General features: G+C 71.1%; 18 protein-coding genes. 7 read left to right on the top strand and 11 right to left on the bottom strand.

What is annotated here, in order from left to right; all coding sequences use genetic code 11:
* The coding region (locus ACIP4Z_RS34490) for a LacI family DNA-binding transcriptional regulator (RefSeq protein ID WP_401314439.1) at nucleotides 1-712 on the bottom strand (712 nt) is incomplete at its 3' end.
* A 395-nt stretch (nucleotides 713-1,107) separates the two neighbouring features.
* Here ACIP4Z_RS34490 and ACIP4Z_RS34485 point away from each other — a divergent pair.
* Nucleotides 1,108-1,932, top strand: coding sequence for an aldo/keto reductase (locus ACIP4Z_RS34485; RefSeq protein ID WP_355345915.1), 825 nt, complete (start codon nucleotides 1,108-1,110; stop codon nucleotides 1,930-1,932).
* 96 nt (nucleotides 1,933-2,028) lie between these two features.
* Here the strand turns inward: ACIP4Z_RS34485 and ACIP4Z_RS34480 are convergent, their stop codons facing one another.
* Nucleotides 2,029-2,352 (bottom strand): plasmid stabilization protein, encoded by a 324-nt coding sequence (locus ACIP4Z_RS34480; protein WP_355345913.1) that lies wholly within the window; start codon nucleotides 2,350-2,352, stop codon nucleotides 2,029-2,031.
* A 269-nt stretch (nucleotides 2,353-2,621) separates the two neighbouring features.
* Here ACIP4Z_RS34480 and ACIP4Z_RS34475 point away from each other — a divergent pair, with 269 nt between their 5' ends.
* On the top strand, nucleotides 2,622-3,521 hold the full coding sequence (locus tag ACIP4Z_RS34475) for a DUF4389 domain-containing protein (protein ID WP_401314436.1): 900 nt from the start codon (nucleotides 2,622-2,624) through the stop codon (nucleotides 3,519-3,521).
* A 6-nt stretch (nucleotides 3,522-3,527) separates the two neighbouring features.
* Here the strand turns inward: ACIP4Z_RS34475 and ACIP4Z_RS34470 are convergent, their stop codons facing one another.
* Entirely contained in the window at nucleotides 3,528-4,727 is a 1,200-nt protein-coding gene (locus ACIP4Z_RS34470; protein ID WP_391162165.1) for a beta-1,3-glucanase family protein, read from the bottom strand.
* Nucleotides 4,728-4,885: 158 nt separating this feature from the next.
* Complete coding sequence (locus ACIP4Z_RS34465) at nucleotides 4,886-5,917, bottom strand: LacI family DNA-binding transcriptional regulator (protein WP_401314433.1); 1,032 nt, start codon at nucleotides 5,915-5,917, stop codon at nucleotides 4,886-4,888.
* A 376-nt stretch (nucleotides 5,918-6,293) separates the two neighbouring features.
* Here ACIP4Z_RS34465 and ACIP4Z_RS34460 point away from each other — a divergent pair, with 376 nt between their 5' ends.
* Nucleotides 6,294-9,440 carry a GH92 family glycosyl hydrolase gene (locus ACIP4Z_RS34460; RefSeq protein ID WP_401314431.1) on the top strand — a complete coding sequence of 1,049 codons (3,147 nt, stop codon included), beginning with the start codon at nucleotides 6,294-6,296 and terminating at the stop codon, nucleotides 9,438-9,440.
* Between the two features lie 83 nt (nucleotides 9,441-9,523).
* On the opposite strand, the gene glgC is transcribed toward ACIP4Z_RS34460, so the two are convergent.
* From glgC to ACIP4Z_RS34445, 3 genes are all read right to left on the bottom strand, one after another.
* Nucleotides 9,524-10,741: a glucose-1-phosphate adenylyltransferase gene (gene glgC / locus ACIP4Z_RS34455; RefSeq protein WP_355345901.1), complete on the bottom strand. Its 1,218-nt coding sequence runs from the start codon at nucleotides 10,739-10,741 to the stop codon at nucleotides 9,524-9,526.
* Nucleotides 10,742-10,842: 101 nt separating this feature from the next.
* Complete coding sequence (gene glgA, locus ACIP4Z_RS34450; protein ID WP_401314429.1) at nucleotides 10,843-12,018, bottom strand: glycogen synthase; 1,176 nt, start codon at nucleotides 12,016-12,018, stop codon at nucleotides 10,843-10,845.
* A 133-nt stretch (nucleotides 12,019-12,151) separates the two neighbouring features.
* Entirely contained in the window at nucleotides 12,152-12,565 is a 414-nt protein-coding gene (locus ACIP4Z_RS34445) for a nitroreductase family deazaflavin-dependent oxidoreductase (protein ID WP_355345895.1), read from the bottom strand.
* A gap of 465 nt (nucleotides 12,566-13,030) precedes the next feature.
* Here ACIP4Z_RS34445 and ACIP4Z_RS34440 point away from each other — a divergent pair, with 465 nt between their 5' ends.
* Nucleotides 13,031-13,603, top strand: coding sequence for a GNAT family N-acetyltransferase (locus ACIP4Z_RS34440; protein ID WP_391052393.1), 573 nt, complete (start codon nucleotides 13,031-13,033; stop codon nucleotides 13,601-13,603).
* A 238-nt stretch (nucleotides 13,604-13,841) separates the two neighbouring features.
* On the opposite strand, the gene ACIP4Z_RS34435 is transcribed toward ACIP4Z_RS34440, so the two are convergent.
* Nucleotides 13,842-14,789: an SDR family NAD(P)-dependent oxidoreductase gene (locus ACIP4Z_RS34435; RefSeq protein ID WP_401314426.1), complete on the bottom strand. Its 948-nt coding sequence runs from the start codon at nucleotides 14,787-14,789 to the stop codon at nucleotides 13,842-13,844.
* 162 nt (nucleotides 14,790-14,951) lie between these two features.
* On the opposite strand from ACIP4Z_RS34435, the gene ACIP4Z_RS34430 reads away from it, so the two are divergent.
* The 3 genes from ACIP4Z_RS34430 (at nucleotide 14,952) to ACIP4Z_RS34420 (ending at nucleotide 17,110) form a co-directional block, all read left to right on the top strand.
* Nucleotides 14,952-15,530 carry a helix-turn-helix domain-containing protein gene (locus tag ACIP4Z_RS34430; RefSeq protein ID WP_355345886.1) on the top strand — a complete coding sequence of 193 codons (579 nt, stop codon included), beginning with the start codon at nucleotides 14,952-14,954 and terminating at the stop codon, nucleotides 15,528-15,530.
* Between the two features lie 186 nt (nucleotides 15,531-15,716).
* Nucleotides 15,717-16,619, top strand: a complete 903-nt coding sequence (locus ACIP4Z_RS34425) for a SigB/SigF/SigG family RNA polymerase sigma factor (protein ID WP_391052386.1) — start codon at nucleotides 15,717-15,719, stop codon at nucleotides 16,617-16,619.
* A gap of 209 nt (nucleotides 16,620-16,828) precedes the next feature.
* Nucleotides 16,829-17,110 carry a hypothetical protein gene (locus tag ACIP4Z_RS34420; RefSeq protein ID WP_355345883.1) on the top strand — a complete coding sequence of 94 codons (282 nt, stop codon included), beginning with the start codon at nucleotides 16,829-16,831 and terminating at the stop codon, nucleotides 17,108-17,110.
* Nucleotides 17,111-17,189: 79 nt separating this feature from the next.
* Here ACIP4Z_RS34420 and ACIP4Z_RS34415 read toward each other — a convergent pair whose 3' ends face one another.
* The 3 genes from ACIP4Z_RS34415 to ACIP4Z_RS34405 all read right to left on the bottom strand — a co-directional run bounded on the left by ACIP4Z_RS34415 (nucleotide 17,190) and on the right by ACIP4Z_RS34405 (nucleotide 21,904).
* The gene (locus tag ACIP4Z_RS34415; protein ID WP_391162169.1) at nucleotides 17,190-18,992 is read right to left on the bottom strand and encodes a beta-xylosidase; all 1,803 of its coding nucleotides are present in this window, start codon (nucleotides 18,990-18,992) and stop codon (nucleotides 17,190-17,192) included.
* Complete coding sequence (locus ACIP4Z_RS34410; protein WP_401314424.1) at nucleotides 18,989-21,055, bottom strand: TIM-barrel domain-containing protein; 2,067 nt, start codon at nucleotides 21,053-21,055, stop codon at nucleotides 18,989-18,991. Before ACIP4Z_RS34410 ends, ACIP4Z_RS34415 begins: the two co-directional genes overlap by 4 nt.
* An 87-nt stretch (nucleotides 21,056-21,142) precedes the next feature.
* A complete protein-coding gene (locus ACIP4Z_RS34405) occupies nucleotides 21,143-21,904 on the bottom strand; it encodes an ABC transporter permease subunit (protein WP_391052400.1) in 762 nt (253 codons plus the stop codon).
* Nucleotide 21,905 lies beyond the last annotated feature (1 nt).

Here is a 21,905-nt window from a genome sequence, read left to right as displayed (position 1 = left end):
CGCCGCCTTCCGGGGTGAAGTCGCCCTCGGCGATCATCCGCGGGTCGGTCTCCGGCAGCACGTCACGGAACCCGTCCAGCCGGTCCACCGACGCCAGTTGGTCGAGCGGTCCCGCGATGTGGGCGATCCGGCGGCGGCCGATGCCCAGCAGGTGACGGACCGCGTCCCGCGCGCCGCCCCGGTTGTCGCAGTCCACGTACAGGGCGCGGCGGCCGGACTCCTGATCGGACCAGGTGGGACGGCCGCCGATGACGATCGGCACGTCTCCCCTGCTGGAGAGCACGGGCAGCGAACCGTCGGTGTGCAGCGAGAAGATCAGCGCGCCGTCGACGTGACCGCCCGCCAGATAGCGGCCGACCCGCTCGTAATCCGCGGCCCCCTCGGTCAGCAGCAGCACCAACTGGTTGTCCCGCGCGGTGAGTTCCTTGCTGATCCCGCGCACCTGCTGCGCGAAGAACGGGTCGGTGAAGAACCGCGTCTCCGGCTCGGCCACCACCACCGCGATGGCGTCATTGCGCCGCGTCACCAACGTACGCGCCGCCTGATTCGGCACATACCCCAACTCGTCCACGGCCTTGCGCACCCGCTCCACCAGCGGTCCCCGTACTCCCGCTCCCCCGTTGACCACCCGTGAGGCGGTGGCACGCGACACCCCGGCCCGCGCGGCGACGGCCTCCAGCGTAGGACGCGGCGCGAAGCTCGGGTCGGACAAGGGACGTCTCCTTCACGCGGGGCGGCGTGGCACGGAACAGGCACAGCGTAACGGGTTACACCCCTCCCGAGAGAGCGCTCTCCGAAGCGAATTCGGCCCGCTCCCGGATTCGGGGTGTTTGGCGGTGCGGGACCCGGGCACCCGAACCTTTGAGGCACCCCCCCGCCTCACAAGCCGATACGGCCGGCGGCATCCCCCCCGTCGTCCGGTCGTATCGGCTGGGCGCCCCTCATGACCCGCTCAGGGTCCGCGCGCCGGGGTCTGCCGTCGGCAGGCCGGATACGTCGGCAGAAGTTACGGTGGGTGAAGGCCGCCCTGTCACTCCGGGCTCGTCGCCGCAGGTCAGGCGGCTCCACCGGGAATCATCCGCCGAGACACGCAAGGAAGTCGCGCACATGTCTGCTGTGCCCGCTCTCACGCTCAACAACGGCGTCGCCATCCCCCAGCTCGGCTTCGGGACGTTCCAGATCCCGCCGAAGGACACCCGGGAGGCGGTCACCACCGCCCTGGAGATCGGCTACCGCCACATCGACACCGCCGAGATGTACGGCAACGAGAAGGAAGTCGGCCAGGCCGTCGGCGCATCGGGCCTGCCGCGCGAGGAGGTCTTCGTCACCAGCAAGCTCGACAACTCCTACCACGCGTACGGCGACGCCCTCACGGCCTTCGCGCGCTCGCTCGACGACCTGGACACGCCGTATCTGGACCTCTTCCTGATCCACTGGCCGAGGCCCGCGGTGGGCGACTTCACCGAGACCTGGCGGGCGCTGGAGGAGATCTACGCCTCGGGCCGCGCCAAGGCCATCGGGGTGTCCAACTTCCAGCCGCCGCACATCAGCCGCCTGCTCCAGAAGTGCACGGTCGTCCCCGCGGTCAACCAGATCGAGGTGCACCCGTACCTGGTGCAGGACGACGTACGGGCCTTCAACGCCGAGCACGAGATCGCGACCGAGGCGTGGTCCCCGATCGCCAAGGGCAACGTGCTCAAGGACCCGGTGCTGGTGGCCGCCGCGGAACGGCTGGGCCGCACGCCCGCCCAGGTCACGCTCCGCTGGCACATCCAGCGCGGCGACATCGTCTTCCCGAAGTCGGTGACCCGCGCCCGCGTCGAGGAGAACTTCCGGCTCTTCGACTTCGAGCTGCCCGAGGCCGACATGGCCGCCATCACCGCACTCGACCGCGGTGAGCGCACGGGCCCCGACCCGGACACCTTCAACTGAGCCCGAGCCCGGACCGGGACCGGGACCTGGACCTGGACCTGGACCTGGACCTCAACCCGAGTCGTCCGACGTCCGGCGGCCGTCAGCGGGCGGGCGTCAGCGGCCGAGCGCCTTGGACAGCTCCGCCTTCGTCATCGACGAGCGGCCCTTGATGTTCCGCTGCCTGGCCTCGTTGTAGAGCTGTTCCTTCGTCGGGCCCTGCGCGCCGGAGTGCGAGCGCAGGCCGCCGCGGCGGCCGGACGACATGTCGTGGGTGGAGCTGCGGCTCGCGGTGCGCGCCTCGCCGGAGCGGGCGCGCTCCTTGTTGACGGTGCGCGCCGCGATCTCCTTCGCCCGCTTCTCGGACCCGCCGCGGTCCTCGACGCTCTCCTTGATGTGCTCGTACTGGCGCTCGCGCTTGGCACTCGATCCCCTGGGCATGGCTCGCACCTCTCGGTCGTCGTCATCGCTGCGGCGGCGCCCGCGGGTCACGCGCGGCGCCCCTGTTCCCGCGCCTGCCCGGCACGTGCGGGCCTACACGGAAGCCCCCCTTCGCGCTCCATGGTCACCGCCCGCGGGAGCGCCCGCACGGCGGTGCGGCCCGTCCGGGCGTCACCCGGCCGCCCTGCTGGACATGCGAGGGGTGCTCCGTACTGCGAGGTTCGTCCACGAGGGCGTCTTCGTGGACGCCCCGGGACGGAGCGCCGGGCATGACGCAACCGATGTGGGCGAGGCCCGAGGGGGCCGAGCCGGTGGAGTGGCTGCCGGAACTGGACATGCCGGACCCGGGCCGCCAGCGGCGGCTGACGGTGCTGCTGCGCTGGCTGCTGCTGATCCCGCAGTTCATCGTCGTGTTCGTGCTCGGCGTCGGCGCGTTCTTCACCGTCATCGTCGGCTGGTTCGCCGCGCTGTTCACCAGGCACCTGCCCGAGGGCGTGGCCCGCTACCTCGGCGCGTTCCTGGCGTACGAGACGCGTGTGCACGCCAGCGCGATGCTGCTGGTCGACCGGTATCCGCCGTTCGCGCTGCGGCCCGCCGAGCACTATCCGGTGCGGATCGAGCTGCGGCCGGGGCCGCTGAACCGGCTCGCGGTGTTCTTCCGCATCATCTTGATGATCCCGGCCGGCATCGTGCAGGGCCTGGTGACCTCCGGCTGGTACGCGCTCGCCTTCATCATCTGGCTGATCACGCTGGTGCTCGGCCGCATGCCCCGGCCGCTGTTCGAGGCGAGCGCCGCGACGCTGCGCTACAGCATGCGGTTCAGCGCCTACGTGCTCCTGCTGACCTCCGCCTACCCCAAGCGGCTCTTCGGCGACGGCGACGCGCCTGGGGCCGTACCGGGCGCGGTGCGGCCGGGCATGCCGGGCGCCGTGCCGGGCGACACCTACGGGGCGGTGCCCGGAGCCGTTCCCGGCGCCCTCGCCTCCGCCACCCGGCCGCTGCTGATGAGCACCGCGGCGAAGGTCCTCGTCGGGGTCTTCCTGGCGGTCGGTCTCGCGGGCCACATCGTCGGCGACACCGTGACCGACTGGAACGGGAACAACGACGACAACGCCGCGGCGACAGCACCCGCCGCCGCGGCCGTCGTCGTCACCCCACCGGGCCGCTGACGCGGCTCAGTCGAACGGGTCGAGCGTGATCGACGCCTCCTGCGGGTCGCCGTCGTGGACCAGCGACTCGTGGTTGCCGACGTCGTCGAAGGCGAAGGCGTACGCGCTCCCGTCGGCCATCTGCTCGTGGATCTCGCGGGCGTACTGGTTGGTGTCCGCGTCCTGGTAGAAGCCGGACGCGTCCGCGTCGGGCTGCTCGGAGTTGGTCAGCAGCGTCGTGCGGTTGTAACCGGCGCACAGCGTACGGGAGATGGGGCCGCGCACCTGGTCGTTCGGCGCGTCCAGCAGCTTGTAGCAGCCGAAGACGCTGTCGGAGTCCGGCTTCTGGAAGCTGGTGACGACCGCGCCCGAGGAGTCGGTGAAGTTCATGACGTCACCGGAGACCCGGCCGAAGTACTTGGTGTCCGGCTGGTCGCCGAAGGGCGTGACCGTCAGGGTCGAGGAACTGTACTTGTCCCAGACCCGGTTGATGTAGTCGTCCATCACCGAGGCGGGCAGCGCGCCGGACTCGATGCCGTGGCCGGGCGCGAGCGCGCGCAGGACGCTCCCGTCGGGCGCGGTCTCGACCAGGCCCGCCCAGCCGCCGGGCCGCGCCTTGAGGCCGTCGAAGAACCCGTTGTAGCCGCCGGGCTTGAGGTGTCCCGTGGTCTTCGTCGTCCCGTCCGCGGTCTTCACGCCGACCGCGTAGGGGGCGGAGAACATGTCGACCTGCGTGCTGTTGATCCACAGGCCCGAGTCGTTGAGCGTGTACTCGGTCCAGTTGAACAGGATGTCGTGGTTCGGGTCGTCCGGATTCTGCACGGCGGGCTGGACGAGGCCGCCGGTGGTCAGCTTGAAGACCAGCTTCTGGCCGTAGGAGAAGTACACCCGGCCGGAGAACTTGGGGAGCTTCAAGGTGAGCGACTGGCCGTCGGCGGGGCCCGCGATGGACGCGTCGGGCGCCTCGGTGGGGGGATTGCCGCCGGCCGGCCACGCGTGGAAGGCGCCGTCCGCGTCGGCCCAGCCCTGTTCTCCGGTGGCGAGGTTGGTGCCGATGTCGTAGACGTAGACCTGGTCGCCGCGGCCGGAGTTGTTGGTGAAGGTGAGCGGAATGGTGTCCGGCACCGAGGCCGAGGCGGTCGACGCGAGCCCCGCGGCGGTCAGTCCGCCGCCGATCAGCGTGGCCGCGGCCAGCGGTACGAACAGCTTCCGTTTGGTGATGTACACGCTCTGTACTCCTCATCAGTTGGGGCACCGCGGAGGACAGACGTCGCCGGACATCGCGGAATCCGTTCCTCCGCAGCGGTTCTGAGAGCGCTCTCACCCTGATGGGGAATGGTGTGCATGTCAATGACGCGACAGTGGACTTCCGCTGCTGACGGTAATCACCGCTGATCCGGGGCGGGTTGGGGAGACCGGAGGCCGCGGAATTCGCCGGAGCCGCGGATCACGAGACGGGTCAGCAGCACCACGGAGCGGGGTGCGGAGCGGTCGCCGCCGATCCGGGCGAAGAGCAGATTGGCCGCCGTGCCGCCGACGGCCACCGGGTCCTGGCTGACCACGGTCAGCGGCGGGCTGAGCCGTTCGGCGAGCGGCAGGTCGTCGAAGCCGACGATGGCCACCGGGGCCGGGTGGTCGAGGCCGTCGAGCACGCCCATGGTGATCAGGTCGTTGCTGGCGAACAGCGCGGTCGGCGGGTCCGGCAGGGCGCGCAGCCCGGCGAGCGCGCCGCGCGCCTCGCGGTGGGAGCGCAGTTCGTGCCGGACGAGGTCGGGGTCCTCGGGTATGCCGTGCGCGGCCAGCGCGTCGAGGTAGCCGAGGTGGCGCTCCCGCTGGGTCCAGATGCCGTAGCGGTCGCCCAGGTAGGCGATACGGGTGTGGCCGTGGCCGAGCAGGTGGCTGACCGCGCGTTCGGCGCCCGCGCGGTTGTCGACGGTGACGGTGTCCACGGCGAGGCCCTTGGCGGGCCGGTCCACGCAGACCACCTGGGTGCCGCCCTCCATGGGCTGCTTGAGGAAACCGTGGCCGCCGCTGGTCGGCACGATGATCAGGCCGTCCACCTGACGGGCGGTGAAGGCGGCGATGACCTCGCGTTCGCGCCGCGGTTCGTCGTTGGTGCTGCCGACGAGCACGACGTAGCCGCGGCGGTGCGCCTCGTCCTCGACCGAGCGGGCCATCAGCGCGTAGAAGGGGTTGGCGAGGTCGTCGACGACGAGCGCGATGGTGGAGGTGCCGAGGTTCTTCTGGCGCAGATTGCGCGCGTTGTCGTTGCGCTGGTAACCGAGCTTCCTGACCGCCCGCTCGACCCTGGCGGCGGTGTCCGGCGAGACGCCCGGCTCGCCCGAGACGACGCGGGAGACCGTCATGGGGCTCACCCCCGCGGTCCGGGCCACGTCCTTCATCGTCGGGCGCTTCACGGGCCTCCTCCTCGGCGTGCTTCGGGCCGACCGCCGTACGGGCTGGTGTCGATGATGTCAGGCCACGGCGCGGACAACCATCGTCCGTGGTGGAGTGCTTGGTAACGTTCACAAAATGTCAGGCCCTCGCGCGTTCGACCCGACGCATCGTCACGCCGCTTTCGCACGGACCTCGTCGGCGGCTCCGCACGGGCCTCGTACGGCCGGAAACACCCGATGTCCCGGCCTGGTCCGCACCCTTGACATCCAGTCAGGTACACCTCAACAATTCGGTTCTGCTTGGTAACGTTCACATGCACTTCGCGCAGCCCCCCGTGCCCCGAGGCGGCCCGCAAGGACGACGGCGCGCCGCCTCCGCGAGAAGGTGGTCTCCTCCGTGCCCCCCACTCCGTTCCGCATCAGAACCGTCGGCGCCGCGAGCGCCCTGTTACTGGCCGCCTTCGGCGTCGGCGGCCTGGCCGCGGCCCCCGCGCACGCCGCGACGCTGCCGCTGACGCAGTACGCCGACCCGTTCGTCGGCACCGACGACAGCTCGGCCCCCAACCCCGTGCCGGGCGGCGCGGGCGGCAGTACGTATCCGGGCGCGGTGGTGCCGTTCGGCGGCGTACAGTTCAGCCCCGACACCCCGACGGCCTCGCCCTCCGGCTACCGCTACTCCGACACCTCGATCGAGGACTTCAGCCTCACGCACTTCGACGGCGCGGGCTGCCCGAACAACGAGGACCTGCCGCTGATGCCGGTCACCGGCGCGGTCAGCACCTCACCGGGCACCAACTGGACCAGTTACGCGTCCGGTTACACCAAGGCGAACGAGTCGGCCGCTCCCGGCTACTACAAGAACCGGCTGGACAAGTACGCGACCAATGTCGAGCTGACGGCCACCACCCGTACCGGCATGGGGAAGCTGACCTACCCCTCGTCCACGTCGTCCCGGCTGCTGATCAACACCAGCCGCAGCGCGACGGGCAACCGCAACGGCACGGTGAACGTCAACGGTTCCGAAGTGACCGGCAGCGTCACCGCGGGCGGCTTCTGCGGCTCCACGAAGACCTTCCAGATCTACTTCGACATCCGCTTCGACCGCGCCCCGACCGGGCACGGCACCTGGTCGGGCGGCACGGTCACCGACGGCTCGTCCGGCGCGAGCGGCACCAACACCGGCGCGTACGTCACCTTCGACACGACCGGCAACGCGGCCGTGCAGTTCAAGGTCGGGCTGAGCTACGTGAGCGTGGCGAACGCGCAGGCCAACGTGGTGGCGGAGAACAACGGCTGGGACTTCGGCGCGGTGCGCACGGCCGCCGACACCTCGTGGAACCAGATCCTCAACCGGGCGCAGGTCACCGGCGGCGCGACCGCCGACCTCAAGAAGTTCTACACCTCGCTCTACCACGTCTTCCAGAGCCCCAACGTCTCCAGTGACGTCAACGGCGACTACCGGGGCTTCGACGGTGCGGTGCACAATTCGACCCGGCCGGTCTACCAGAACTACTCGGGCTGGGACATCTACCGGTCCTGGGCGGCGCTGGTCGCGCTGATCGCGCCGACCGAGGCGAGCGACATCGCCAAGTCGATGGTCCTGGACGGGCAGCAGGGCGGTCTGCTGCCGAAGTGGTCGCAGCAGACCAACGAGGACTTCGTGATGACGGGCGATCCGGGTCCGATCATCGTCAGCAGTCTCTACGCCTTCGGGGCCAGGGACTTCGACACCGCGAGCGCGCTGTCGCTGATGGAGAAGGCGTCCAACGGCGGCACGATGCAGGGCTCGCCGATCCGCGGCAATCAGGGCACGTACACCAACCTGCACTATCTGCCCGGCGCGCCCTCGGACTCCCTCGAATACTCCGCGTCGGACTTCGCGGTCGCGCAGTTCGCCAAGGCGCTGGGGAACACGTCCAGTTACTCCACGCACATGACGCGCGCGCAGTGGTGGCGCAACACGTACAGCACCGAGTCCGGCTACACGCAGCCGCGCAACTCCGACGGAAGCTGGGCGTGGCCGCTGAATCCGGCCAGCCAGAACAACTTCACCGAGGGCAATGCGTCGCAGTACACCTGGATGGTGCCGTACGACTTCTCCGACCTGATCAACGACATGGGCGGCCGGCAGACCGCGGTGCAGCGCCTCGACCACCACTTCACGCAGGTCAACGCGGGCCAGAGCCTGCCGTACTACTACATCGGCAACGAGCCGGAGCACGGTGTGCCGTGGGCGTACAACTACGCGCGTGACCCCGCGGGCGCCTCGGACGCCGTGCGCAAGGTGATGACCGAGTCGTACACCACCGGTCCCGGCGGCCTGCCGGGCAACGACGACCTGGGCGCGACCTCGGCCTGGTACGTGTGGGCCGCGCTCGGGGTGTACCCGGCGACGCCCGGCGCGGACACGCTGGCGATCCACGGCCCGCAGTTCCCGTCCGTGCTGCTCCAGCGGCCCGGCGGCAACATCACCATCAACTCCTCGGGCAGCGGCGGCTATGTGCAGGGCGTCAGCGTCAACGGGACGGCCACCAGCCACAATTACCTGCGCTACCCGGACGTGGCGGGCGGCGGGACGCTGAACTTCACCATGGGCGGTACGCCGAGCGCGAGTTGGGGAACGGGCGCGGGCGACGTCCCGCCGTCCTTCACCGACGGAGCGACCCCGGTGCCGGCCGCGCCCGAACTGGGCACGGACCTGGCCAAGGGCAAGCCGGTGACGGCCTCGGCGCCGTGCGCGACCGCGGAGTCCGGCGACAAGGCCGTGGACGGCACGCTGAAGGACAACAGCAAGTGGTGCTCCACGGTGGCCAATCCGTCCCTCCAGGTGGACCTCGGCTCGGTGCAGACCGTGTCGTCGTTCGTGCTCAAGCACGCCGGGCTCGGCGGGGAGAACACCGGCTGGAACACGGCCGCGTTCACCATCCAGACCAGTACCGACGGCGCCAACTGGACCATCGCGGCCACCGTCACGGGCTCGCGCTCCAGCCGTACCTACCACCCGGTCTCGGCGCGCCAGGCCCGCTATGTGAAGGTCGCCATCTCCTCGCCGGTCAACGACGCGGCCGGCTCGACCGTGGCGGCCAGGCTCTACGAACTGGAGGTGTACGGCGGCGGCCAGGCCGATCTCGCGCTCGGCCGCACCGCGACCGGCTCCGACGCGTGCGGCACCACCGAGACGCCCGACAAGGCGGTCAACGGCAGTTACACCGGCGGCAACAGCGACAAGTGGTGCTCGAAGGTGTCGGGCACCAAGACCCTCCAGGTCGACCTCGGCGCCGCGCACGCGCTGTCCTCGCTGACCGTCCGGCACGCCGGGGCGGGCGGTGAGGACCCGAGCTGGAACACCAAGGACTTCGACCTCGCCGTCTCCGCCGACGGCAGCACCTGGACCACCGTCGCCCAGGTCCGCGGCAACACCGCTGACTCCACGACCAACGCGGTGAGCGCCACGGCCCGTTATGTGCGGCTCAGCGTGATCACGCCGACCCAGAACACCGATCCGGCGGCGCGGATCTACGAGTTGGAGGTGTACGGCAGCTAGGCGGCGCTCCCCCGGCCGCACGGGAACGGCGGCCATCCCTCACACCGAGGGGTGGCCGCCGTTCCGCGGACGGGCGGTGCGTGTCAGAGCACCAACTGGGCCTTGCCCAGCGCGATCACCCCCGCCGCGGAGACCGTGTACAGCTCGCGGTCGCGGTCCGGGTTGACGCCGATGGTGGCGCCCGGCGGCACGTCGACGTTCTTGTCGAGCACCGCGCCCCTGACGATGGCGCCGCGCCCGACCCGTACGTTGTCGTGCAGTACCGAGCCCTGGACGACGGCGCCGGTGTCCACGACCACGCCGGGCGACAGCACCGAGCGGGTGACCTGCCCGCGGATCTCACAGCCGGGGCTCACCACCGACTCGCCCACGATGCCGCCCGCGGCGATCTTGGCGGGCGGGAGCTGCCCGGAGTGGGTGTAGATGGGCCAGCGCCGGTTGTGCAGGCTGAAGGCGGGCTGGTCGGAGATCAGGTCCATGTGCGCGTCGTAGTACGCGTCCAGCGTGCCGACGTCGCGCCAGTAGCCGTGGTCGCGGGCGGTCTCGCCCGGCACGTGGTTGTTGTCGAAGTCGTAGACCTGGGCGACGCCCTGGTCGGTGAGCCGGGGCAGGATGCTGCCGCCCATGTCGTGCACGGACTGCGGGTCCTCCGCGTCCTCGTGCAGGGCGTCGATCAGGGTCTTCGTACTGAACAGGTAGTTGCCCATCGAGGCGAAGACATGCTGGGGGTCGCCAGGCAGCCCCGGCGGGTCGAGGGGTTTCTCCAGGAAGCGTTCCACTTGTATGCCGTCGGCGGCGGGCGAGATCACGCCGAAGCCCGCCGCGTCGGCTCTGGGCACCTTGATTCCCGCGACGGTGACGCCCGCGCCGTGCTCGATGTGCTGCGCCAGCATCTGCCGGGGGTCCATCCGGTACACATGGTCGGCGCCGAACACCGCGATGTAGTCCGGCTGTTCGTCGTGCACGAGGTTGAGGGACTGAAGGATCGCGTCCGCGCTGCCGAGGTACCAGCGCGGGCCGAGCCGCTGCTGTGCCGGTACCGGCGTCACGTAGTTGCCCAGCAGGCTGGACATCCGCCAGGTGGTGGTCACATGGCGGTCGAGCGAGTGGGACTTGTACTGCGTCAGCACGCAGATCCGCAGGATGTCCGCGTTCACCAGGTTCGACAGGACGAAATCGACCAGGCGGTACGTGCCGCCGAAGGTCACCGCTGGTTTGGCCCGGTCGGCGGTCAGCGGCATCAGCCGCTTTCCCGCGCCACCGGCCAGCACTATGCCCAGTACCGAAGGTCCTCCACGCATCGAGACCCCCCCTTGTCGTCTCTGCCGCTCATATCTGCTCCTCGTGCCGTTCTCGTGCCTGATCCCGGTCCCGTGTTCCGGCGTTCACCGGCTCACTCCGCCTACCGGCCCTGCGCCAGCACCGACGCGTACAGCTCCGCCGTACGCCGTGCCACGGTGTCCCAGCCGAATTCGCGCACCGCGCGGTCCCGGCCCGCCGCCCCCATCCGCTCCGCCTCGGCGCGGTCGCCGATCACCCGGTTGAGCGCCCGCGCGAGTCCCGCCTCGAACGCGGCGGTGTCCTCCTCGCGGTAGGGCACGAGCAGCCCGGTGACGCCGTCCTCGACGACCTCGGGGATGCCGCCGACCGCGGAGGCGACCACGGGCGTGCCGCAGCCCATCGCCTCCAGATTCACGATGCCCAGCGGCTCGTACACCGAAGGACACGCGAACACCGCCGCGTGGGTGAGGAGTTGGACCACGGCGGGGCGTGGCAGCATCGCCGGGATCCAGTGCACGCCGTCGCGTACCGCGTTCAGCTCGTCGAAGAGCGCGCGGAATTCGCGGTCGAGCGCGGGGGTGTCCGGCGCTCCCGCGCACAGCACGAGCTGCGCGGACGGGTCGAGTTCGCGGGCGGCCCGCAAAAGATGGGGCACGCCCTTCTGCCGGGTGATCCGGCCGACGAAGAGCACGTAGGGGCGCTGCGGATCGATGCCGATCCGGCTGAGCACGTCGGTGCGCGGGTCGGGCCGGTAGGTGGCGGTGTCGATCCCGTTGCGGATGACGTGCACCCGGTCGGGGTCGAGCGCCGGATAGCAGCCCAGGATGTCGCCGCGCATGCCGTCGGAGACCGCGACCACCGCGTCGGCCGACTCCATCGCCGTGCGCTCGGCCCAGCTCGACAGGGCGTAGCCGCCGCCGAGCTGCTCCGCCTTCCAGGGCCGCAGCGGCTCCAGCGAGTGGGCGGTGAGCACGTGCGGTATGCCGTAGAGCAGCTTGCTCAGATGGCCCGCGAGGTTGGCGTACCAGGTGTGCGAGTGGACGAGGTCGCGGCCCTGAAGACCGGCGGCCATGGCCAGGTCGACGGAGAAGGTGCGCAGCGCGTCGTTGGCGCCGTCGAGCGTGGACGGGGCGTGGTGCCGGGTCACCCCCGTGTCGGGGCTGTCCGCCCCGTCGCCCCAGCAGTGCACGGCGACATCCACCAATGAGCGCAGTTCACGGGCCAGGAACTCCACGTGGACCCCGGCTCCGCCGTATACATCCGGCGGATATTCCCGGGTCAACAGACCCACCTTCACCGAGACCTCCTGCCGTCGACAACCGTGTGCCCCTGTTGCCTTCCCCGGTTGGACGCGGCCTACCGCGCGGGAGCGTGACGTAATTCCGCCGTCCGCGCGGTCCGACGGCAGGTCGCACCCGCCGCGCGCGGTCCTAGCGGCGGCTGAGCGCGATCACCGGGATGACCCGGCTGGTCTTCTTCTGGTAGTCGGCGAAGCCGGGGAAGCGGGACGCCTGCTCGGCGTACTTCTCGTCGCGCTCGGCGCCCTTGAGCTCCTCGGCGTGCACGGGGATGGTCTCGTCGCCGATCTCGATGTCGATGTCGGGGTGCGCGAGGAGGTTGAGGTACCAGGCGGGGTGGGTGTCGGCGCCGCCCTTCGAGGCGAAGACCAGATAGCGGTCCCCGTCGGCCATGTACATCAGCGGGTTGACGCGCTCGATGCCGGTACGGGCGCCGCGGGTGTGCAGCAGCACCATCGGCGCGCCCTCGAAGGGGCCGCCGACCTTCCCGTGGTTGGCCCGGAACTCGGCCGTGATCCGGGCATTGAAGTCGTCGCCGTCGCTCATTCACCGCTCCTGACAGATGTGGTCAATACGGGTCCCACCGGTCACCTTAGCCAAGCGGCCGGCCCGTTCTCCGTATCCGCGAACGCGAGCCCCTGGCCCGGCATTCCCCCGAACGGGCGTGCGTCGCGCGGGCCTCGGACGGCGGTGCGGCCGTTCTGCGGGAAATCGTCCGGATCGCACTGGACCACGCGTCACACCGGTCACCCGCACCGCGTACGACGCAGGGGCACGCGCAGGCGGGCGTGCGCGGAACAGGTGCATCGTTTTCCCGCCAGATCCGGCGAGCCGCCCGGCCGACGTGCGCCGGGGCCGGCCGGGCCGCCCGCGTGCCGGGGGCGCAAGCACACGGCCCACCGGGCGATGGCCAATACAGCGGATCTGCCCAGGTGACGCGGAAAGTGGAATGACGCTTTACGGACGGCTGTCCGGAGCCGGACAGGGCACACGGAGGAGAGACCGCGCGTGATGACCAACAGCCGCTCCGCCGCACCCGTTCCGCTGCGCAGCGGGGCACGGTTGGCGCTGGCACTGGCGAGGGAAGAGATGATGCAGGACTACCACCGGTGGGAGACCGATCCGGCGACCGTCGTCGGATTCGGGGCCCGCTGGCCGGTGTCCTGGGAAGTCTTCCAGGCTCGTTTCCACAGTGGCCATACCTCCACCCACTACCAACTCTTCGAAGTGATCACCACGGACAGTGGCATTCCGGTCGGGACCACCGCGCTGAGCGTCGACCAGTCGGCCAACAGCGCCGAGTACACCCTTGTCATCGCCCCGGAGCACCGCGGCCTGGGCTACGCCGCCGAGGCCACCGCACTCACCCTCGACTGGGCTTTCACCATCGCGTCGCTGAGCGCGGTGTGGCTGGAGGTACTCGCTCCGCACACCGCCGCGGTGCACGCCTACCTCAAGGCCGGTTTCCGTGACGCCGGGCGGCTGCGCAGCGCCGCGCTGTGGCAGGGCAGGCGCGTCGACAAACTCCTGCTGGACTGCGTCCCCGGCGACCTGCCGGGGACCGAGCCGGACGAGAGGAGGTGATCCACGATGTCATGCTCCGACGTGAACTGCCGTAAAGGCGGGTGCACCACCGACCCCGACCGCACCGGGCGCGAAGGCGGTCAGAAGCGCGGGTGAGCGGCCATCGGCCGGGCGCCGCGGTGCGTGACGTACCGCGGCGCCACCGTATATACGGAAGTCTCCGTGCGTTCCCGGAGACGTCCCCACCGATGCCACCGGAGATGTCCCCGCCGTTGTCCCCGGAGATGCCCCCGCCGCGCTATCCGGCGGCCAGGGTCGCCACGGACACCTCCCACAGCCGCCGCGCCGCCTCCGGGTCGAGGGCGTAGGCCGCGACGCCGTCGGGGGCGCCGGGCCGGTTCTCCGCCGCCTCGTCGCAGTCCTCGAAGTACCGGCCGCCGACGCCGTCGAGCAGCGGAGAGGCCGCGACCAGCACCGAGGTCGCCGCGCCCTGCTCCGGGGTCTTCCACCGGGGGAGGTCGGGGCCCCGCTCGGCGCGCAGCCGGTTCAGCTCCTCGTCGGACACGTAGCGCTGGAGCTTGGTCCTGATCCCGCCCGGCATCAGCGCGTTGACGGTGATGCCGTCACTCGCCCAGCGCTTGGTGGCCTCGACGGCGAACAGCACGTTGGCGGTCTTGGACTGGCCGTACGCGGACCAGGGCTCGTACGGCCGCTCGCGGAAGTGGATGTCGTCGAAGACCACGGGCGAGCGCAGATGGGCGCTGGAGCTGACCGCGACCACGCGGGCGCCGCCCGCCGCGGCGAGCGCCGGGCGCAGGCCGGTGGCCAGGGCGAAGTGGCCCAGGTGGTTGGTGGCGAACTGCATCTCCCAGCCCTGCGGGGTGCGCATCTCGGGCGAGGCCATGATTCCGGCGTTGTTGACCAGCATGTGCAGCGGCCCCCGCCAGTCCGCGACGAAGGCGGCGACGGACGCCTGGTCGGCCAGGTCGAGCGGAGCGACCCGCACCTGCTCGTTCCCCGTGGTCCTCGTGATGTCCTCGGCGGTCCGCCGGCCTGCCTCCGCGTCCCGTACGGCCAGCGTCACCTCGGCCCCGGCGGCGGCCAGGGCGCGGGCGGTCTCGACACCGATGCCGGACGCGCCACCGGTCACGACGGCGCGGCGGCCGGTCAGATCGATGCCCGCCAGCACGTCGGCGGCGGTGGACTCCCTGGTGAAGGGGGTGGTGATGAGGGGGTTTGACGTCATGATCCGTGCGTCTCCTCGGTAGCGCGGAGGGCATGGCACTGCCGGTACGATAAAAACCGGAGGAACCTCCGCTCAGATCCACCGTAAGCGGAGGAACCTCCGCTTGCAAATTCGCCGGGCCGCCGTGCCCCGACGATCCGCGTCCCACCGAGGAGAGACACCGTGCCGGGCACCTCACCCCGCCCCCTGCGCGCCGACGCGCAGCGCAATCGCGACCGGCTGCTGGCCGCCGCCGTGCGCGCGTTCGCCCACGACGGGCCCGAGGTGACGCTCGAGGCGATCGCCAAGGACGCGGGGGTCGGCATCGGCACGCTCTACCGGAACTTCCCGACCCGCGAGGCGCTGGTCGAGGCCGCGTACCGCAACGAGCTGACCCGGCTGTGCGACGCCGCGCCCCGGCTGCTCACCGCCGCTCCCCCCGACGTGGCGGCGCGCGCCTGGATGGACCACTTCATCGACTACATGACGACCAAGCGCGGCATGGCCGACGCGCTGCGCGCCGTGATCGCGTCCGGCGGCGACCCCTTCGCGCACAGCCGTGAGGCGCTGCTCGGCGCGGTCGGCACCCTGCTGCGGGCGGGCGCGGAAGCCGGGACGCTGCGGGCGGACGCCGACCCCGAAGACGTGCTCGTCGGGCTCGGCGGGGTGGCGCTGTCGGCGGCCGGTCCGGAGCGCAGGGCGCAGGCGGGACGCCTGCTGGACCTGCTCATGGACGGATTGCGCTACCGTGCGGGGCAGTAGTCGCGGCGCGCGGCCGGAGACGGAACGCGCGACGGGACCCGGCAGAACACGGACGAGGACGCGAAACAGGCCGCCGCTCGGACCCGTTCGGGGCCCGGAAAAAAATTGCTCGAAAAAAAGTTGGCATAGGACGTTCGACAGCGGGCAAGCGGCTTGTGGACAGTCTTACCGAGGCGAGGCGATGACGTGACCACACAGGTTCAGCAGTCGGACAGCGCGTACGAAACGGCGACGCTTGAGGCATCACCGCGATCCGAGGGCGGCTTGATTGGTGAACTTCCGCGGATCGACGACGCCACGGCGGTAGCCCCCAAGGACGCGCGGGCGCTGTCGAAGCTCTTCTTCGACCGGCTCCAGGCCGTCGAGGAGGGCACCCGTGAATACCAGTACGCCCGCAACACGCTGATCGAGATGAACCTCTCGTTGGTGCACTTCGCCGCCGGGCGCTACCGCAACCGGCCGGCCACCGACATGGAGGAGATCGTCCAGGTCGGCACGATCGGCCTGATCAAGGCCATCGACCGGTTCGACCTGTCGCGGGAGAACGAGTTCACCACCTTCGCCATCCCGTACATCGTCGGCGAGATGAAGCGGTTCTTCCGCGACACCTCCTGGGCCGTGCACGTACCGCGCCGCCTCCAGGAGCTGCGCGTCGAGCTGAGCAAGGCCAAGGAAGCGCTCGCGCTGGTGCTGGACCGCGACCCGACGGTGGCCGAGCTGGCCGCGCACCTCGACCTGACCGAGGAAGAGGTCATCGAGGGCCTGGTCGCCGCCAACGGCTACACCGCGGGCTCGCTGGACACGCCGTACAACGACGGTGAGAGCGGCGGTGACGGCGAGGGCCGCACGCTGGCCGACACCTTCGGCGAGTGCGACTACGCGATGGACCTCATCGAGAACTTCCAGAGCCTGGCCCCGCTGATCGCCAAGCTCCCCGAGCGCGACCGGCAGATCCTCCAGATGCGCTTCGGCGAGGAGATGACGCAGGCGCAGATCGGCGAGGAGCTGGGCTACTCGCAGATGCACGTGTCGCGGCTGCTGAGCCGCACCATCGCCGGCCTGCGCGCGGGCCTGATGACGCAGAAGTAGGCAGCCGGAAGCAGGCAGCGAGCACGACGAACGGCTGAGGGGCCTCCCGGACCGGGAGGCCCCTCAGCCGTTCACGCCTGCCCGTACCGCTCCCCCGTCGATTGCGCGACACGTGAAGTGTGTGACGGACAGTGAACGGGGAATGCGAGGGGTAGTTGACGATTGCGGGATGAGGGATCCGGATGACGGATGACGAAGGGGTGCGGTCCATGACCATTGCCAGTGACAGCCAGTCGGTGTCGGACGAACTGCGCGACCGGGCGGGCGCGTTCGTGAACAGCCATGTCGACATGTGGGTGACGGTGGAGGACGACGGGGTGCTGATCCTCGCCGGTGGCGACGCCGCGGAGCTCTTCCAGGCCGCCACGGACTGGCTGCGCGAGGGGCCCTCCTACACGGTCGCCTCGGTCGGCTGGGCGCGCCAGGAGACGGAGCCCGCTTACGCGTTGCGACTGGTCCTTCGGCAGCCGGTGGGCGGCGAGGCCGTGTGACCGGTGCCCGTCCGCGGCCCCGTGGCCGGAAGGCCGGGGGTCGCGGACGGGCCGGTGTGCGTGGTGGAGGCGTTCGGGACTACGAGACGTCCGCGCGGTCGACGGCGATGTTGTTCCCGGTGCTGTGCGCGTTGCGCGCGCCGGTGTTGGTGATGGTCAGGGTGTGGCTGCCGGACGGGAGCGCGGGGCTGGTCCACACGGTGCCCGAGGCGTTGCGGGCGGCCGCGTAGTTGTCGACGGTGACGGGTGAACCGCCGTCGACCGAGAGCGACATGATGCCCTGGTCGGTGTCGCGGACGGCGTGCAGGGCGACGGTGCTCCCGTGGAAGTGGAAGGTCGCCGAGGCGCCCGCGGTGAACGTCCAGTTGGCGGTCTGCTGGTACATGTCGGTGATGCCGTTGGCGACGCCCCAGTTGGCGCCGTACTGGAAGTAGTTGGCGTCACCGGAGTTGGTGGCGGTGCCGTCCACGACGGTCGTCACCGGGTCGACGGGTCCGGTGGAGCCGTTGCCCGCGGTCAGGGTGACCGTGTAGGCGTCGGTGCCGCTGGTGAGGGTGACGGGGACGCGCAGGGTGTTGCCGTCTGGGGTGAGGTCGGAGTCCAGGACGGTGGCGGGCGCGCCGAGCGGGGACTGGTCGGGGATGCGCTGGATCTTGGCGTGCACCTTGCCGTTGCCGCCGCGCAGCCAGGAGGCGGCGGACAGATTCTGGAAGGTGACCGTGGTGGTGCCGCCCTGGCCCGAGTTGTTGCCGATCAGCGCGAGGACCTGGTGGGCGGTGGTGTCCGCGCCCGCGGCGACGGCGATACCGCCGCTGCCCGTGGTGCCCAGCAGGTGGCCGCCGATCCGCGCGTACGCCTGGTAGACCCACCACTGGCCGGTCGGCTGGCCGCCGACGAGCAGGGAGTCGAGCGTCCCGGCCCCGCAGCAGTCGGTCCAGATCGCGTGCGCGGCGGACGCGACGCCCGAGGCGGAGAGCCGGTCGAGGAACCAGGCGGTGTAGGCGGCGTTCTGCTGCTGCGAGAACAGGTACTCGTTGATGGTCAGCGGGAGCGGGGCGATGCCGTGCGCGGACAGCAGGGCGCGGGCGTCGGCGGCGTCGGCCGCGGGGTCGTTGCCGAAATGCCAGTTGACGACGGTCGGCAGGGTGTTGTCGGCCTTGGTACGGCCGAGGAAGTCGTCGAGCCAGCCGTGGTTGTAGCCGCTGTAGGAGGGGCCGACGATCTGCGCGGAGGGCACCAGGCGGCGGATCTCGCGCACCGCCGTGTCCCACATCTGGTAGTACTGCGCGCTGTTGACACCGCGCTGCCAGAAGCCGGTGCCGTCCGGCTCGTTCCAGATGTCGTAGCTGACGGGCACCCCGGACGCCTGGACGTCGGCGACGAGCCGGTCGATGAAGGCCGCCCAGTTGGAGCAGTCGCCGTTGTCGCAGGGGTAGACGGTGTTCGACGGCTGGGTGGTGTCGGCGCCCCAGACGTCGGAGACCAGCAGGTGGTAGGTGGCGCGGTAGGGCGCGGCGGTGACGCGGCGGGCCTGGGACAGAGCGGAGTCGACGCGTATCCGGTAGCCGGAGCCCGCGGTGTAGCCGTCGCCCAGCCAGCCGCCGCCCGCGATCCGGGCGCCGCCGCCGCGGAAGAGGGTGGGCTTGAGGGGTTGGAGCAGGCTGTCGGCGGGCCCCGAGCCGTCCTGGCTGAGGCCGTAGAGGAAGCCGGAGCCGGCCTGGTTGGGCACCGCGCCCTGGTTGCCGAGGTCGACGGAGACGGTGGTGTCGGCCGCGGCGGCCGGGGACGGGCCGAGGGTGGCGCAGGCCAGGACGGCGGCGGCCAGCGCCGCCGCCGCCAGTGCGGTGGCGCGCCACCGGGGTCGTGCCGTGGACGGGTTCATCTGTCCTCCTTGACAGGTGGGGTGGGGGGTACGTCAGCAGGTGGGCCGAGCGGGTCGGCGCGGTCGCGCACGAACAGCGGTACGGCGTCGAGCGGGGCGGGGACGGTGACCCACCGGCCGCCCGCGTACCGCGTCGGTGTCGGCGTTGTGGGGTGGTCCGGGGCCCCGGCGCCTTCGAGGTGCGTCCAGTCGGCGCCCGCGGGGAGGTAGACGCGGCGCTCACGGGCGCCGGGGCGTGTGACCGGGGCCACCAACAGGTCGTGTCCGCACAGGAATTGGTCGTCCACCGACCAGGCGGTGGCGTCGTCGGGGAATGCGAGCAGCAGCGGGCGGAGCAGCGGCAGCCCGTCCTCGCGGCCCGCGTCCAACTGGGCGTGCAGGTAGGGGCGCAGCCGCTCGCGCAGGGCCAGCGCGCCGGTCATCGCGCGCTCGGCGACCGCGCCGTAGGACCAGATCTCGTTGGGCCCGCCGCCGGTGCCGATCGGGCCGTGGAAGACGCGCGGCTCGCGGTGGCCGTGCAGCCGCAGCAGCGGGCAGAACACGGCGAATTGGAACCAGCGGACCATCAGCTCGCGGTAGTCCTCGTCGTCCGGGTCGCCGCCGTGGAAGCCGCCGATGTCGGTGGTCCACCACGGGATGCCGCTCATGGCGACGTTGAGCCCGGCCCTGATGGAGTCGGCGAGCGCGTCGAAGGTCGCGGGGATGTCGCCGGACCAGAGCGCGACGCCGTACCGCTGCGAGCCCGCCCACGCGGATCTGACCAGCGACAGGATCTCCGTCTCGCCCTGCTCGGCGAGGTGTTCGTACACACCGCGGGCGTGTTCGCGCGGGTAGAGGTTGGCGACCTCGCTGCCGGGGCCCGCCGCGTAGCTGAGATTGTGCGGGTGTCCGGGGCGCATCTCCGGTTCGCAGGCGTCCAGCCAGAAGGCGCGGACGCCGAGCTTGTAGTAGTGCTCCTGGAGCCGGTCCCACAGGGCGGCGCGGGCGGCGGGGTCGGTGGCGTCGTAGAAGGCGACGCCGATGCCCTCGGCCGCGTCCTCGGTGTCCGGCCAGTCGCCGTGCGAGGTCACGCCGTTGTACGTGGCGACGAGCTGGCCCGCGTCCCGCAGCGCCGCGTAGCCGGTGGACAGCGGGCTGACCGACGGCCAGACGGAGACGGCCAACTCGACGCCGAGCGCGCGCAGTTCCTCGACCATGGCGCGCGGGTCCGGCCAGTCGCGGCGGTCGAAGTCCCAGTCGCCGAGATTGCGCCAGTGCAGGTAGTCGACGACGATCACCGACAGCGGCAGGCCGCGGCGGGCGTATTCGCGGGCGACGGCGAGGAGTTCGTCCTGGTCGCGGTAGCGGAGCTTGCTCTGCCACAGTCCGGAGGCCCAGCGCGGGAAGGCGGGGGCGTGTCCGGTGGCGGCGGCGTAGTGGCCGAGGACGTCGGCGGGGGTGCGGCCCGCGGTGAGCCAGTAGTCGAGCTGCTGGGCGCGGTCGGCGACCCAGCGGGTGCCGTTGGCGGCGAATTCCACCCGGCCGACCGCCGGGCTGTTCCACAGGAAGCCGTAGCCTCGGCTGGACACGGCGAAGGGGACGGTCACCTCGCCGTTGCGCTGCTGGAGTTCGAGGACCGTGCCCTTCTGGTCGAAGCGGCCGTGGCCGTGCTGGCCGAGGCCGTGGATCCGTTCGTCGTCGTACGCGGCGAAGCGCTGCTCGATCCGGTACTTGCCGCCGCCCGCCGACTCGAAGTGCCGCGCTCCCGGCCACCAGAAGTGCGGCGGCTCCTCGCGCAGCAACTCCGCTCCGGTGTCGGCGCGTACGGCCGTGAGCAGTCCGTCGGCGGCGGCGACGGTGATCCGCAGCAGGCCGTTGGTCAAGGTGGCGTGCGTGTCGTGGACGTCGATCACGCACGCGGAGGGTGCGGGCGCGGTCTCCAGCGCGCCGGGCAGGCCGTCGGTGACGCGGTGGACACCGGCCCGCACGCGGACGCTGTCGGGTCCCCACGGCTGGATCTCCAGCACGTGGTGGCCGTGACGCCACCGCAGGCGGTTCGGGGAGCGGGTGAACGCGGACGGCAAGGTCTCTCCTCGGTGGTCGGGGTCGCGGCCGGTCGTGGTCGCGGCCGGTCGTGGTCGCGGGGCCGGGCGGGGCAGGGCTGTTGGGGGTCAGTCCTTGACGGCGCCGCTGGTCACGCCCGCCGCCACGTAGCGCTGGGCGATGACGAGCAGCACCGCGGCCGGGAGCGAGGCGATGATCCCGGTGGCCATCACGCTGTTCCAGTCGCTGAGATGGGCGCCGATGAAGCGGTAGATGCCGACGGTGACGGGCGCCCGGTCGTCCTGGGTGGTGAGGGTGACGGCGAACAGGAAGTCGGCCCACGCGAAGAGGAAGGAGAACAGGCTCGCGGTGACCACGGCGTTCCTGCTGACCGGCAGGATCACCGACAGCAGGGTGCGCAGCCGTGACGCGCCGTCGAGTTCCGCCGCCTCGCTCAGTTCCGCGGGCACACCGCGCATGGCGGTGCTCAGGATGAGTGCCGCGAAGGGCACGCACAGCGTGGAGTCGGCCAGGATCAGCGCCAGCGGCGAATTCAGCAACTGGAGCTTGTTGGCCATCGTGTAGAGCGAGTTGGCCATCACCACGCCGGGGATCATCTGCGCCACCAGGAAGGCGAAGGTAAGCATCCGGCCGCCGGGCGCCCGCAGTTGGGCCAGACCGTACGCGGCGGGCACCGCGATCAGCAGCACCACCAGGACGGTCCCGGCCGACACCCCGAGGCTGACCAGGAGGTGGCCGCCCTGGCTGGACAGCGCCCTGCGGTAGCCCTGGAGCGTGCCGTGCAGCGGGAACCAGGTCGGGGAGCTCTTCACCAGATCGGTCGAGGGCAGCAGCGACGCGTTGAGCATCCAGTACAGCGGGAAGAGCATC

The organism is Streptomyces sp. NPDC088910, assembly GCF_044749865.1.
Classification (GTDB): Bacteria; Actinomycetota; Actinomycetes; order Streptomycetales; family Streptomycetaceae; genus Actinacidiphila.
Note: the sequence above shows the minus strand (reverse complement) of the source record. Positions and strands in the feature narration are given on the sequence as shown.

What these genes read in the sequence shown, in the direction of transcription:
- ACIP4Z_RS34485 (WP_355345915.1), top strand. Translation starts at nt 1,108, where the DNA reads ATGTCTGCTGTGCCCGCTCTCACGCTCAACAACGGCGTCGCCATCCCC.
- ACIP4Z_RS34480 (WP_355345913.1), bottom strand. Translation starts at nt 2,352, where the DNA reads ATGCCCAGGGGATCGAGTGCCAAGCGCGAGCGCCAGTACGAGCACATC.
- ACIP4Z_RS34475 (WP_401314436.1), top strand. Translation starts at nt 2,622, where the DNA reads ATGACGCAACCGATGTGGGCGAGGCCCGAGGGGGCCGAGCCGGTGGAG.
- glgC (WP_355345901.1), bottom strand. Translation starts at nt 10,741, where the DNA reads ATGCGTGGAGGACCTTCGGTACTGGGCATAGTGCTGGCCGGTGGCGCG.
- ACIP4Z_RS34445 (WP_355345895.1), bottom strand. Translation starts at nt 12,565, where the DNA reads ATGAGCGACGGCGACGACTTCAATGCCCGGATCACGGCCGAGTTCCGG.
- ACIP4Z_RS34440 (WP_391052393.1), top strand. Translation starts at nt 13,031, where the DNA reads ATGACCAACAGCCGCTCCGCCGCACCCGTTCCGCTGCGCAGCGGGGCA.
- ACIP4Z_RS34435 (WP_401314426.1), bottom strand. Translation starts at nt 14,789, where the DNA reads ATGACGTCAAACCCCCTCATCACCACCCCCTTCACCAGGGAGTCCACC.
- ACIP4Z_RS34420 (WP_355345883.1), top strand. Translation starts at nt 16,829, where the DNA reads ATGACCATTGCCAGTGACAGCCAGTCGGTGTCGGACGAACTGCGCGAC.
- ACIP4Z_RS34415 (WP_391162169.1), bottom strand. Translation starts at nt 18,992, where the DNA reads ATGAACCCGTCCACGGCACGACCCCGGTGGCGCGCCACCGCACTGGCG.
- ACIP4Z_RS34405 (WP_391052400.1), bottom strand. Translation starts at nt 21,904, where the DNA reads ATGCTCTTCCCGCTGTACTGGATGCTCAACGCGTCGCTGCTGCCCTCG.